This is a genomic window from Mucilaginibacter sp. P2_D11 (assembly GCF_056404435.1).
On sequence record NZ_JBFUEA010000010.1, the window covers coordinates 106,410 to 119,024 of the forward strand.

General features: G+C 48.3%; 13 protein-coding genes. 11 read left to right on the forward strand and 2 right to left on the reverse strand.

What is annotated here, in order from left to right; genetic code table 11:
* The first annotated feature begins 54 nt into the window (after positions 1 to 54).
* The 7 genes from AC1DXC_RS16845 to AC1DXC_RS16875 all read left to right on the forward strand — a co-directional run bounded on the left by AC1DXC_RS16845 (position 55) and on the right by AC1DXC_RS16875 (position 6,182).
* Positions 55 to 663: an alpha-ketoglutarate-dependent dioxygenase AlkB family protein gene (locus AC1DXC_RS16845; protein WP_477460330.1), complete on the forward strand. Its 609-nt coding sequence runs from the start codon at positions 55 to 57 to the stop codon at positions 661 to 663.
* A 200-nt stretch (positions 664 to 863) separates the two neighbouring features.
* The gene (locus AC1DXC_RS16850) at positions 864 to 1,337 is read left to right on the forward strand and encodes a DUF4920 domain-containing protein (protein ID WP_477460331.1); all 474 of its coding nucleotides are present in this window, start codon (positions 864 to 866) and stop codon (positions 1,335 to 1,337) included.
* Positions 1,338 to 1,498: 161 nt separating this feature from the next.
* Positions 1,499 to 2,908, forward strand: coding sequence for a glucuronate isomerase (uxaC, locus tag AC1DXC_RS16855; RefSeq protein ID WP_477460332.1), 1,410 nt, complete (start codon positions 1,499 to 1,501; stop codon positions 2,906 to 2,908).
* Complete coding sequence (locus AC1DXC_RS16860) at positions 2,905 to 3,948, forward strand: PfkB family carbohydrate kinase (RefSeq protein ID WP_477460333.1); 1,044 nt, start codon at positions 2,905 to 2,907, stop codon at positions 3,946 to 3,948. Before uxaC ends, AC1DXC_RS16860 begins: the two co-directional genes overlap by 4 nt.
* Complete coding sequence (locus AC1DXC_RS16865) at positions 3,941 to 4,600, forward strand: beta/alpha barrel domain-containing protein (RefSeq protein ID WP_477460334.1); 660 nt, start codon at positions 3,941 to 3,943, stop codon at positions 4,598 to 4,600. The genes AC1DXC_RS16860 and AC1DXC_RS16865 overlap by 8 nt, the downstream gene beginning before the upstream one ends.
* Positions 4,601 to 4,614: 14 nt before the next feature.
* Positions 4,615 to 5,922, forward strand: a complete 1,308-nt coding sequence (locus AC1DXC_RS16870) for an MFS transporter (RefSeq protein ID WP_477460335.1) — start codon at positions 4,615 to 4,617, stop codon at positions 5,920 to 5,922.
* Between the two features lie 23 nt (positions 5,923 to 5,945).
* Positions 5,946 to 6,182 (forward strand): VF530 family protein, encoded by a 237-nt coding sequence (locus AC1DXC_RS16875; protein ID WP_477460336.1) that lies wholly within the window; start codon positions 5,946 to 5,948, stop codon positions 6,180 to 6,182.
* A gap of 245 nt (positions 6,183 to 6,427) precedes the next feature.
* On the opposite strand, the gene AC1DXC_RS16880 is transcribed toward AC1DXC_RS16875, so the two are convergent.
* Positions 6,428 to 7,738, reverse strand: coding sequence for a DEAD/DEAH box helicase (locus tag AC1DXC_RS16880; protein WP_477460337.1), 1,311 nt, complete (start codon positions 7,736 to 7,738; stop codon positions 6,428 to 6,430).
* Positions 7,739 to 8,023: 285 nt separating this feature from the next.
* On the opposite strand from AC1DXC_RS16880, the gene AC1DXC_RS16885 reads away from it, so the two are divergent.
* The 4 genes from AC1DXC_RS16885 to fucP all read left to right on the forward strand — a co-directional run bounded on the left by AC1DXC_RS16885 (position 8,024) and on the right by fucP (position 11,810).
* Complete coding sequence (locus AC1DXC_RS16885) at positions 8,024 to 8,377, forward strand: hypothetical protein (protein WP_477460338.1); 354 nt, start codon at positions 8,024 to 8,026, stop codon at positions 8,375 to 8,377.
* A gap of 255 nt (positions 8,378 to 8,632) precedes the next feature.
* Positions 8,633 to 9,796 carry a glycoside hydrolase family 172 protein gene (locus tag AC1DXC_RS16890; RefSeq protein WP_477460339.1) on the forward strand — a complete coding sequence of 388 codons (1,164 nt, stop codon included), beginning with the start codon at positions 8,633 to 8,635 and terminating at the stop codon, positions 9,794 to 9,796.
* A gap of 101 nt (positions 9,797 to 9,897) precedes the next feature.
* A complete protein-coding gene (locus tag AC1DXC_RS16895) occupies positions 9,898 to 10,251 on the forward strand; it encodes a hypothetical protein (RefSeq protein ID WP_477460340.1) in 354 nt (117 codons plus the stop codon).
* Positions 10,252 to 10,514: 263 nt separating this feature from the next.
* A complete protein-coding gene (gene fucP / locus AC1DXC_RS16900; RefSeq protein ID WP_477460341.1) occupies positions 10,515 to 11,810 on the forward strand; it encodes an L-fucose:H+ symporter permease in 1,296 nt (431 codons plus the stop codon).
* Positions 11,811 to 11,930: 120 nt separating this feature from the next.
* On the opposite strand, the gene AC1DXC_RS16905 is transcribed toward fucP, so the two are convergent.
* Positions 11,931 to 12,611: an arylesterase gene (locus AC1DXC_RS16905; RefSeq protein WP_477460342.1), complete on the reverse strand. Its 681-nt coding sequence runs from the start codon at positions 12,609 to 12,611 to the stop codon at positions 11,931 to 11,933.
* Between the last annotated feature and the right edge of the window lie 4 nt (positions 12,612 to 12,615).

Below are 12,615 nucleotides of genomic sequence, written 5' to 3' on the forward strand. Positions count from 1 at the left end.
TCTTTCATCAATTCTGTTAATTCTAAAAATTCCCCCAAATTCGAGTTCAGACAAATGGAACAACTCAGCTTTTTCGACGGCGGCCTGCAAAGCCCCAAACTCCCTATTGAGTTGATGGACTACCACCCCGGCTTTTTCAGCAAGGCAGAAAGCGACCGGCTTATTCCGTTGCTGAAAACAAGCATACAATGGAACCAGGAAACCATACAGATGTACGGCAAGTTGCTTAACCAGCCGCGCCTTACCGCATGGTATGGCCACAACAGTAAAACTTACGCCTTCTCTGGCAAGAAGTACGACCCATACCCATGGACGGACGAACTGCTTTTTATCAAGGATAGGGTAGATGCGGCAGCCGGCATAACCTTCAATAGCGTTTTACTGAATCTGTATCGCAACGGTAATGACTCTGTTGCCTGGCATGCCGACGATGAGCCGGAGCTGGGGATAAATCCCATTATCGCATCCATAAGCTTTGGGCAAACCCGAAGGTTTGACGTTAGGCTTAAGGTTGATAAGAAGCAGAAATATTCCGTGGAACTTGAAAACGGTTCGCTCCTTATCATGCAAGGCGACTTGCAGCACCAATGGGAGCACCAGGTTCCCAAATCGACCAAAGCTTTAAAAGAGCGGATAAATTTGACTTTTAGGGTGATTAGCTGAGCTTGCGAAATTCGTAAAAGCAACCAAGGCGAACTTTACTTATAGTTAAATAGAATTGTAAATCAAATAGTAATGGATGTTAACTAAAGTAAAGCTTAGGATATTGAATAACCTATCGATAACCATTATAAATAATTATGAACTGCTGTGGTAATGTCGTAACTTTGTTTGCACGTGTTTTACAATCACCATTTAACCATATGAAAGCCATAACATTATTTATTACTTGCCTTTGCTTTTCGGCAATCACATTTGCCCAAACCAATATTACTCCTGCCGCTCCCGGCGTTACTTACGGCAAATTGGTAACTGCCGATAACTATCTCACAACAGATGCGCTTGGTACTACATTGAGCACCGATACCGCTTACACCGGTAAAATTACAGGCACGGTAGTAGAGGTTTGTAAAAAGAAAGGCTGCTTTATGAAACTGGCCCAGGCAGATGGCAAAACCATTATGGTGCAGTTTACAGATTACGCTTACTTTATGCCGCAAAACATCGTTGGCAAAACGGTAGTGGTAGAGGGCCTGGCCCGGGTGAAAGAAGTGCCTGTTGAGCGTTTGGTGCACTACGCTAAAGATGCCGGTAAAACCGATGCCGAGATAGCTGCAATCAAAGAGCCACGGAAAGATATCTCCATTATGGCCGATGGCGTATTGGTGCTGAAGTAATCCTTCCCAAAATATACTGCAAAGCCTCTGACAACCTCAGGGGCTTTGTGCGTTTTATCAGCGCGTGCCATTTGCAATCTTCCGGCAACGTTTTCGTGAATAATTTTGGGCTTTTTGCAAGAATAACCCTATCATTACAAATTCCCGGATACGATTAACCTATGAAACCCTTTCTCGACGAGGACTTTTTGTTGCAAACCGATACGGCCAGGCGTTTATATCACGACTTTGCCGCCGACATGCCCATTATAGATTACCATTGCCATTTGCCCCCCAACGAAATTGCGGAGGATATCAACTTCGGCAACATTACGCAAGTTTGGCTCAACGGCGACCACTATAAGTGGCGCGCCATGCGCGCCAACGGTGTAGACGAAAGCTACATAACCGGTGGCCAAACCGACAGGGAGAAATTCCGGCAGTGGGCGGCCACCGTGCCCTACACGCTGCGCAACCCCCTTTACCATTGGACGCACCTGGAACTGCAACGCTACTTCGGTATCCAATCGCGACTGATGCCCGGCACCGCCGACTTTATTTTCGACGATTGCACCGCCAAGCTGCAAAGTCCGCAGTACAGCGTGCGCAAGCTCATCACCAAAATGAACGTGGAGGTGATTTGTACTACCGACGACCCCATCGATAACCTCGAATACCATAAGAAACTCAAAGCCGATAACTTCGGCACCAAGGTATTGCCCGCTTTTAGGCCGGATAAGGCCATGAACAGCGATAATATCCCCGCGCTGAACAACTACATCAACCAATTGGAAAAAGTTGCTGACGTGGCTATAAACGACTACTACGGGTTCATAAGCGCGCTGAAGAAGCGGCATACCTATTTCGCGGGCAATGGCTGCTGCGTATCCGACCATGGCATCGACCAGGTTTACGCCGAGGATTACACCGAGAAAGAGGTAGCCGAGATATTCGGAAAGATAAGGAGCAGGCAGCCGATAAGTGTACTGGAAAGCATTAAATTCAAGTCGGCGATGCTTTACCAGTTCGCCATTTGGGATTACGAGAAGGGCTGGGTGCAGCAATACCACATCGGCGCGCTGCGCAACAACAGCACCCGCGGCTTAAGGCAAAGCGGGCCGGATACCGGACGCGATTCGATAGGCGATTTCCATCAGGGCAGAAGCCTTTCCAAATTCCTCGACAGATTGGACAGCGAAGACAAACTGGCAAAAACTATCCTCTACAACCTCAACCCTGCGGACAACGAACTGATGGCCACCATGGCGGGCAATTTCCAGGATGGCTCGGTTGCAGGCAAGATACAATGGGGTTCGGCCTGGTGGTTCCTGGATCAGAAGGATGGCATGACCAAACAAATCAATGCCCTCTCCAATATGGGCCTGCTGAGCCGCCTGGTGGGCATGCTTACCGATTCGCGCAGTTTCCTGTCCTTCCCCCGGCACGAATACTTCAGGCGGATACTCTGCAACCTGTTTGCAGAAGATATTGTGAACGGAGAACTACCCAATGATATAGAATGGACAGGCAAGATCATACAGGACATCTGTTACTTCAACGCTAAGAATTATTTTGATTTCGATAAGAAATGAGCGACATATTAACCAACGACTATAAGCAAGGTGCGGTACTATCATTCGGCGAGTTGCTGTTAAGGCTTAGTCCCGATGACGGCGGGCAGTGGCTGGAAGATAACGCTTTATCCGTTTTCGTAGGCGGTGCCGAGTTGAACGTAGCCTCCGCTTTATCCCTTTGGGATGTACCCTCGCAATACTTTACCGCATTGCCCAAAAACGGCCTCTCGGCCCAGGTGACGGACTACGTGGAGCGGCTGGGCATCGATACCTCTAAAATACATTATGGCGGCAACCGCATCGGCTTGTACTTCCTCACCAAGGGGAAGGATCTGAAGCACGATGCGCTGATATACGACCGAGCCAACTCGTCTTTTGCCGAATTGGTACCGGGCACGATAGATTGGGATAAAGTGCTCGATGGCGTTACATGGTTCCACTTCAGCGCTATATGCCCTGCTATCAGCCAGCAAACGGCAGACGTCTGTCTCGAGGTGCTGCAGGCGGCATCGGCGAGGGGCATCACCATATCGCTCGACCTGAACTACCGCTCTAAGTTATGGCAATATGGCAAACAGCCACAGGAGGTTATGACGCTGCTTGCACCCTATTGCGATGTGATCATGGGTAACGTTTGGGCTGCCGAAACCATGCTGGGTGTCCCGGTGCTCGGTAACATACACGAGAGCGGGCAGAAGAGCATCTATCTGAAAGAAGCGCTCTCCACTTCCAAAAGGATAACGGAGCTTTTTCCCAAATGCAAGGTGGTGGCCAACACCTTCCGGTTCGATGGAGCCGGCGAGATAAACTATTACGCTGCCTTGTATGCCGACGGCGATTTCTACAGTTCACAGGAGTACCGCGCCGAAAGCATCGTTAGCAAGGTAGGCTCCGGCGATTGTTTTATGGCGGGGCTGATATACGGCTTTTACAACAGCCAATCCGCGCAGCAGACGCTTGACTTTGCCACAGCCGCAGCCTATAGCAAACTATTCGTGCATAGCGATGCCACTACCAATACCGTACAGGATATTACCAATACCATAAGCCATGGATAACAGAGAGCAAGTATTAGACGCTATATTGACGCAGGGCATGCTGCCCTTATTTTTTTACGAGGATGCCGAGGTAAGCCTGCAAATCATCCGCACGTTGTACAAAGCGGGCGTGCGGGTATTGGAATACACCAATCGCGGCAAAGAGGCCCTGGCCAACTTCCGCTATATAAAACAAGCCGTACAAAAGGACATGCCGGGCCTTTACCTGGGCATAGGTACCATCAAAAACGGCATAGAAGCAGAAAGCTTCGTTGATGCAGGTGCCGATTTCCTGGTATCGCCTATAGTGGATAACGAGGTTGCCCTGGTGGCCGCCAATTATAAATTGCTTTGGATACCCGGCTGCATGACACCCACCGAAATACACATCGCGCAGCAATACAAAGCCATGCTTATCAAACTGTTTCCGGCCAATATTTTGGGGCCGGCGTTCGTGTCGTCAATCCGCGAGTTGTTTCCCGGGCAGCTGTTTATCCCAACGGGAGGCGTAGAGATAGAGGCAGGCAATATATCGGGCTGGTTCCGCTCTGGCGTGTGCGCAGTGGGCCTGGGCAGCAAACTCATTAGCAAGCAGGTATTGGACGAGCGACTGTACGATCAACTGTACGCTGATACTGTGAACGCACTTCAATTGGTGCAGTTAAGCAAATAACTCTCAGCAAGATAATGGCACAAACCAAAAGCGTTACTTACAGATGGGGCGTAGTAGCCCTGCTTTTTTTCGTAACCAGCATCAACTACCTCGACCGGCAGGTATTGGGCCTTTTGAAACCTGTACTGGAGAAAGAGTTCCATTGGACGGAAATCGACTACGGTCACATCGTGATGGCTTTTCAGGCGGCGTATGCTTTGGGTTTGCTGGCTTTTGGCGGCATTATCGATAAGTTGGGTACTAAGCTGGGTTACGCGCTTTCGCTGGTGGTTTATAGCCTTGCGGCCATATTGCATGCAGTAGTAAAGACTACCACCGGCTTTACTTTTATGCGAGCTGCTTTAGGTATCGGCGAAGCTGGAAATTTCCCTGCGGCCATCAAAACGGTGGCGGAGTGGTTCCCTAAGCGCGAACGGGCCCTGGCTACAGGGATTTTTAACTCCGGTGCCAACATCGGCTCGGTAGGCGCTATGATTATCGTGCCCTGGATAGTGGGCGCATATGACTGGCAAATGGCCTTTATCATTACCGGCGCTATCGGTTTCATATGGCTTATATTTTGGTGGATTTTTTACGAAGTACCATCGAAACATAAAAAAATAACGACGGAAGAATTGGCCTATATCAATAGCGATACCGCCGAAGCCGATGCCGCCAACCTGCCCCAGGCAAAAATAAAATGGGCCGAGCTATTCGGCATCAGGCAGACCTGGGCATTTGTGGCGGGCAAGTTTTTGACCGACCCCATTTGGTACTTCTTTCTGTTCTGGCTGCCCTCTTATTTCGCCAGCACATTCAACCTCGATTTAAAGAAACCTACCTTGCCATTGGTCATTATTTACAGCGCGACAACCATAGGCAGTATAGGCGGCGGGTATTTGTCGTCCTGGTTTATCAAACGGGGGATGCCTATATTCAAGGCGCGTAAAACGGCAATGTTGTTATTCGCACTATGCGTGTTGCCTATATTCTCGGCACGGTATGCTACCAATATTTGGCAGGCAGTAGCCTTAATAAGCCTTGCAGCCGCGGCGCACCAGGCCTGGAGCGCCAATATCTTTACAACGGCATCAGATATGTTCCCTAAGCAAGCTGTGAGCTCGGTAGTGGGTATAGGTAGCATGGCCGGCTCGGTAGGGGGCATCTTGTTCCCGATGCTGATTGCTTATATTTTGGAGGTTAACAAAGCCGCCGGGCATATTACTGCGGGTTATAATATCATCTTTTCCATATGTGCCTGCGCGTATTTGGCCGCATGGCTTATCATGCACCTGCTTACGCCTACCATGAAACCCGTGCAATTGCATGGTAAGGATGTGTGATTGTAAATAGCTAAATTTGCCGCATGGAGCAAAAACCTAAGGACCCGCTGCACGGCATTACGCTGGAAGCTATCATCAAAGCATTGGTGGCACATTTTGGCTGGGCCGAGCTGGGCTACCGCATCCGCATCAATTGTTTTTTGGAGGACCCAAGCGTTGGCTCGAGCCTGAAATTCCTGCGCAAAACGCCCTGGGCGCGTAAGAAAGTGGAAGACTTGTATGTGAAATACCACAAGGAGATGGCTACGGATAAAGCTTAGCACGCGGGTGTTCCATATTTAAATGTGGAACACTTGTTTTTTAATTGTTATTGATAGTCAGTACTTTACAGTTTTTTGTGGAACGATTTGGAACATCCCTGCTCTTTAGGTAATGGCTGTAAATAGTTGTAGGTTAAACTATTAAATAAAATAACTCAGTGTGCGATAAAATGCCTGGAACACCCCAGGTGAAACACCCGATTCCGCCGCATGGTAGCAGCCCCGCGATGTTTTAAGATGAAATCTTAATGATTTTTCTTCTTATTCATCTTGGCCTTCTTATTTGCGCTGAGGTTGTAAGTTTTGGCGTTCTCTGGCTTCTTCTCGTGGAAAGCTTCGCCGGGTACGTATTTATTGGGATCCACCTTAGCGGGTTTTACCACCTTTTCGCTTTCCTTTTGCTTGCGGGTTTTCTGGATCACCAGTTCCTCCGGCAGCTCTGCCGACTGCATTTTCTGGCCTGTGGCCTGTTCTATCTTGCGTACCTGGTCAAGTTCTATATCTGTGGCAAAGGTGATTGCCAGCGTTTCTTCTTCAGCTTCCGCATTGTTGTTTACGATATGGCCGATGAACTCCTCTTTTTCCAGCGGCAAATCGAAATGCAGGATAAATGGGATGCCGCTGAGGTCAATATCCGTAACAGATTCGCCCGCTACTATCAGCACCCTCTGCGCATCGTTCGCTTTGAATTCGTTGATATCCTTCACCTGGTTATGCTCATGAAAAGCCGGAGCCAGCAGGGCTACCGACTTGCGCAGGCGGTTCTCCAGGTTTTTGTAGAGCGTTTCGGCAGTGGTTTTGGTGTTGGCGAATACAACCGTTTTGGTAAACAACTCCTCATCATACATAAACACGCTCAGCAAATTAAGCTTGGTGCCAAAATTGGGTACGTGGTAAAGTATCTGCGGGTGGGTGCTTATCTTTTCTTCGGGCAGTTCATCTACCTCAATGGTGGCAGCGTTCAACATAAATGGAGCTAACATTTTCTCCAGCTTATCGTGCATCACCTCGGTAAAAACCAGGTGCTGCCCTTTATCTATGCTGTTAGCCAGCTCTACTACGGGGAGCTGTAAGCCCTGTTTTACGATGAGGTGCGCATCGTCTATCGCCATAAAATTTACCTTATTCAGGTTGAGGCCCAGCTTAAGGTAAATGGCTCGTGCACGATCAGGCGTGGCTACCACGATGTCGGCACCATCTGCCAGGTCGTCCATTTGCTGGTCAACAGGCGTACCGTTGTGCAGGCTTACTATACGGATAGATGTATTGCGGTTAAGGCGGTCGAATTGCGCAACAATCTCAAAAACGCGTTCCTGGTCGGGCGCCAGTATCAAAGCACGCGGCACGCCATCGGCTTTATAGCCGAAGCGGTTAAGGGTACCCAACACCAAAGTGGTGGTTTTGCCCGCACCTTCGGGGCCGATCCCTATCAGATCCTGTCCGCCGGCAATGCGCGTCAAAGTTTTCAACTGCATTTCTTTCGGAATATCGAAACCCGCCTCGGTTACCGATTTTATCAGTTGCTTATTTAGTTTGAATTTTTCTGCCCACGCCATAGTACCAAAATTTGAGGGTGCAAAGATACGTTTTTCAGTTGGCAGTTGACGGCTAACAGTTTGCAGTAATAATGCGGTATTTTGTTGTTGTAAAACATGCCCATAATGCCAATTTTACCGTCGAAAATCTGCGTGAATTTGCTGTTTTTCGTTAAAAAAAGGTGCTTTTTTATGAAAAAACGGATGAAAAAGGGGCCTAAATAATCAGGTTTGTCGATAGTTTGCAAATCATCGCCAAACCCTCCTGTATTATTTTTATATTACTCTGCCTTAAACGTTTTTGTTATGAAGCATTTTGTTATCCCGGTATTGTTGTTGTCCTTCGCCATAAACACATCCAGGGCACAAACAACGTTCACGGCTAAAGAGGCAATTAACCATCGCAACAAGTACATAACAGTGTGCGACACAGTGTACGAATCGCGGCTGCTGAACCCATATACCCGTTTGATGCGTCTGGGTTCTGCAAAAGGCAGCCATGCGCTTCATGTGGTGTTAAAATCCCGCAAAAAAATGAATGCTGCTAGCGTTTATATAGGGATCCCATTTTGCATAGACGGCATTGTTCGCCTACAAAAAGGACGTTATACGCTATATACATCCAAAAAGATAATGTATATGGGGCCTATTGATATGTAAATAAAAGGCGAAGCACTAAACAGGGGCGATAGGTTCAAAAAAAACCAACGTCATCCTGCTTGTTTCAGGATCCTACGCTGCAGGTAACAGGCATGCAAAGCGATAAAGCAAATCGTTGACTCTTATGATGGGGTGTTGAAACAAGTAATCAACATGACGTTTTTTAAGTTTTAAATTGCTTTCTCGGCCCTGTGCCAACTGCTCACCGCCCACTGAAAAATATTCCCTACATTTAGTTTCCAATAAACCTGAATTATGAAGAAGCAATTATTCCTTTTCGGGATGCTGTGCATCCTGGGCCTCGGCGTGCGCGCGCAGCAAACCTACGATGGGTTGAACAATAACATGGGCAACATCTTCCGTACCTCGGATGCTGTGAGCCGTTCCATCAGTCCCGAAAATTTTCATGGCGAAAAAGGCAAAGGCGGCATGGCTACCACGGGCACAGGTGCCGGCGCATCGCGCGATTTGGGGCAAACCTGGAAAGTGAGCCCCAGCGTGGTCATCAAGAAACACACCGTTTATACCGTAGCCGAAATTGATGGGCCAGGTGCTGTGCAGCACATCTGGATGACGCCCACCGGCAACTGGCGCTACTCCATCATCCGTTTTTATTGGGACGATGAAACCACCCCATCGGTAGAGGCACCAGTTGGTGATTTCTTTTGCATGGGCTGGGGCAAATACGCGCCCATAACTTCGCTTGCAGTAGTGGTGAACCCCGGCAGCGCATTCAACTGCTACTGGCCCATGCCTTTCAAAAAGAAATGCCGCATAACCATGGAAAACATCGACGATGAGGATATGGTGCTGTATTACCAGGTAGATTATACACTGACCAAAGTGCCCGAGGATGCGGGGTACTTCCACGCGCAGTTCCGCCGCATCAACCCGTTGCCTTATAAAAAGGATTACGTTTTGGTTGATAGTATACAAGGCAAGGGCCAGTACGTGGGCACTTACCTGGCCTATGGCTCTAACAAGAACGGCTGGTGGGGCGAGGGCGAGATTAAATTCTTTATGGATGGCGATACCAAATTCCCCACCATCATTGGTACCGGTACCGAGGATTACTTCTGCGGATCGTATAATTTTGATACCCGCCGCAAAAACCCTGATGGCTCCGAAACGCATGGTTACACCGAATTCAGCGGGCCATACACCGGCCTTGCGCAGGTGATAAAGGGCGATGGGCTTTACAATGTTGCCCAACGCTTCGGCCTGTACCGCTGGCACATTGCCGACCCGATACGCTTCGAGAAAAACCTTAAGGTTACCCTGCAGGCCCTGGGCTGGCGGGCCGGCGGCAGGTATTTGCCCCTGCAAGACGATATTGCTTCGATAGTGTTCTGGTACCAAACCGGGGCGCATGGCACGTTCCCTAAATTGCCATCTAAGGACGAACTGGAGGTGAATTGAAATTAGCCCGGAAACATCTTTGTGCCCTTGTAGTGAAATTTTACCGCAAAGCACGCAAAGAAAAAACGCAAAGAAGCGCAAAGGCATAGTTTGCTAAGTATATGGCACGCAAAGTCGCGAAGGCGCAAAGGTTTTTAAGCTTAGCTACTCTATCTTGTTTTTTTCTCCGCGACTTAGCGCCTTTGCGAGAAAAAAAATCTTTGTGGCCTTTGCGCTCATCAGCTTGCAAATTCTTTGTGCGCTTTGCGGTAAAAAATAACGTAACGATTAATAACTTGATATATCAATTTACCGCAAAGCACGCAAAGAAAAAACGCAAAGAAGCGCAAAGCCTTGCAAGCGCAGAAAAACTTAATATTATTTGCATTCTCTTTGCGGCCTTTGCGCTCATCAGTTTGCAAATTCTTTGCGCGCTTTGCGGTAAAATTAACCACACTGAGCTAAATTCATTTTAAAATGAAATTATACAAAACCAAAAAGGGCAACCTGTTGCAAACCGACGGCGGATTTTTTTAAAGTAAAAGGCGATTACGATACCATCGTAAACAACGATTGGCTGGAAAGCTATCTTGATACGGTTCACCATTTCACCGGAGATTATTAAGCGTTAAACGCAATTTCGTTGAAAATATGAGCAATTTCGTTAGATAACATACAAGCTGCATTTAAATAATATATCTTGTGCCCTCCAAAAAACCTGAATACATTTTAACTGACAATGCAACAAAAAAAAACAGATAGCAACCTTGTGGCTGTAGCACTTATTACGTCCCTGTTCTTTTTATGGGGATTTGCGCTCAACCTTAACCCTATACTCATCCCGCACCTCAAGAAAGCCTGCCGGCTTAGCGATTTCCAATCCTCGCTTATCGATTCGGCCTCCTACATCGCTTATTTCCTGCTGCCCATACCGGCGGCCTTGTTTATGAACAAGTATGGCTACAAAGGCGGCATCGTGCTGGGCCTGTTGCTGTTTTCATTCGGGGCAGCGTTGTTCTATCCGGCAGCTGCGGCACGAAATTATAATTTCTTCCTGGGCGCGTTGTTCATCGTATTCTCGGGCATGGCCTTTTTAGAAACAGCTGCCAACCCGCTCATTACCGTACTGGGCGACCCAGCCAAGGCTACCCAACGAATCAACTTTTCGCAATCGTTCAACGGCCTGGCGGCAGTTTTAGGACCATTGATGGGCGGGATTTTTATCCTGTCGGGCACAACGTTGACCGATGCACAGGAGAAGGCCATGTCGCCCGGGGCATTGACGCAATACCTCGATAAGGAAGCCGCATCCGTGCAGATACCTTACGTAGTGATAAGCCTGGTAGTGCTTACCGTAGCTATTTTAGTTTGGCGTACCACATTCCCGGTTATACACGAAGAAAGCGCGAGCGAGTTGAACGAAGAAAAACGCCCTCTAGGTGCCCGGATAGCCGAGTTGTTGAAAGATAAACAATTGATGAGCGGCGCGCTGGCCGAATTTTTTTACGTGGGCGGCCAGGCTTGCGTAGGTAGCTTCTTTATCAAGTTCAGCGAAAAGGTTGCGGGTTTTACCGAGAAGGAGGCTTCAACCTACTATCTGCCGGCAGCATTCGCAGGCTTTATGGCAGGCAGGTTTATCGGCACATTCCTGATGCGCTACTTCAACCCCGTAAAATTGTTGGTTATTTATGCTTTTATCAATGTAGTACTTGTTATAGCAGCTGTTAATCTTAAAGGGGAAGCGGCAGTGTACACGCTGATGGCGGTGTGGTTCTTTATGTCTATCATGTTCCCAACTATATTTTCGCTCAGCATCCGCGATTTAACAGCAAAAACCAAAAAACTGGGCTCGTCGCTGGTCATCATGAGTATCGTGGGCGGTGCCATCATGCCGCCTATCATGGGCCGCATATCAGATAAGTTCCATAATATACAATTGGCGTACCTGGTGCCGGGCATCAGTTTCGCGGTTATTTTGGTGTTTGGCCTTTTCAACCTGAAAGCGAAGAAAGTGGAGATAGTGGCGGGGCATTAACTCGCATGGTATTTTACCACAAAGTGCACAAAGCAAAAACACAAAGGGCACAAAGAATTTTTTCTTTGTGCCCTTTGTGTTAAACGATTGCAAGTTCTTTGCGCCCTTTGTGGTAAAGACTTACAGAATTGCTTTCAACTCCGCCCAAACATTCGCCCCCACAATTTTAGCGCCTTCGGCAGTGGGGTGGATGCCATCACCCTGGTTAAGTGTGCGGATGCCGGCAACATCCTGCAGCAGGAAAGGTACCAGCGTCATACCGTTTTTGGTGGCCAGCGCGGGGAATATGTTCTTGAAATCGTTGGCATAATTGGCACCCATATTCGGTGGTACCTGTATGCCGGTCATTACCAGTTTTGCTTTCGGGTATTTGGCTTTTACCCTATCAATGATGGCTTGCAGGTTCTTTTCCGTATCTTCAACAGGCAAGCCGCGGAGGCCGTCGTTAGCGCCAAGCTCCAGCACGAAAATATCGAGCGGCTGTTGTTTCAGCAGCCAGTCTATACGGCTTAGTCCGCCGGCAGATGTTTCGCCGCTCAGGCCACCGTTTACAACGGTATAGGGCAGTTTGGCCGAATCTATCTTGGCCTGCACCACGCCGGGGAATGCCTGCGAGGCATCCTCCAGCCCATAGCCGGCAGTTAAGCTATCGCCAAAAAACAACACGATTTTTTTTCCTGCGCCCGTGCTTGCTGTGGTTGTCGATGTTGTATCGTTCAGAGCCTGTTTCTTATCGCCGCCACAGGCAGCCAAAAGAAGGGTCAGCAGCAATACGGATGTTATTTTGAATGGATGTTTCATATTG

Bases quoted from the DNA above. Each gene is read 5' to 3' on its own strand.
- AC1DXC_RS16845 (WP_477460330.1), top strand. From the start codon at position 55: ATGGAACAACTCAGCTTTTTCGACGGCGGCCTGCAAAGCCCCAAACTC.
- AC1DXC_RS16850 (WP_477460331.1), top strand. From the start codon at position 864: ATGAAAGCCATAACATTATTTATTACTTGCCTTTGCTTTTCGGCAATC.
- uxaC (WP_477460332.1), top strand. From the start codon at position 1,499: ATGAAACCCTTTCTCGACGAGGACTTTTTGTTGCAAACCGATACGGCC.
- AC1DXC_RS16860 (WP_477460333.1), top strand. From the start codon at position 2,905: ATGAGCGACATATTAACCAACGACTATAAGCAAGGTGCGGTACTATCA.
- AC1DXC_RS16865 (WP_477460334.1), top strand. From the start codon at position 3,941: ATGGATAACAGAGAGCAAGTATTAGACGCTATATTGACGCAGGGCATG.
- AC1DXC_RS16870 (WP_477460335.1), top strand. From the start codon at position 4,615: ATGGCACAAACCAAAAGCGTTACTTACAGATGGGGCGTAGTAGCCCTG.
- AC1DXC_RS16875 (WP_477460336.1), top strand. From the start codon at position 5,946: ATGGAGCAAAAACCTAAGGACCCGCTGCACGGCATTACGCTGGAAGCT.
- AC1DXC_RS16880 (WP_477460337.1), bottom strand. From the start codon at position 7,738: ATGGCGTGGGCAGAAAAATTCAAACTAAATAAGCAACTGATAAAATCG.
- AC1DXC_RS16885 (WP_477460338.1), top strand. From the start codon at position 8,024: ATGAAGCATTTTGTTATCCCGGTATTGTTGTTGTCCTTCGCCATAAAC.
- AC1DXC_RS16890 (WP_477460339.1), top strand. From the start codon at position 8,633: ATGAAGAAGCAATTATTCCTTTTCGGGATGCTGTGCATCCTGGGCCTC.
- AC1DXC_RS16895 (WP_477460340.1), top strand. From the start codon at position 9,898: ATGGCACGCAAAGTCGCGAAGGCGCAAAGGTTTTTAAGCTTAGCTACT.
- fucP (WP_477460341.1), top strand. From the start codon at position 10,515: ATGCAACAAAAAAAAACAGATAGCAACCTTGTGGCTGTAGCACTTATT.
- AC1DXC_RS16905 (WP_477460342.1), bottom strand. From the start codon at position 12,611: ATGAAACATCCATTCAAAATAACATCCGTATTGCTGCTGACCCTTCTT.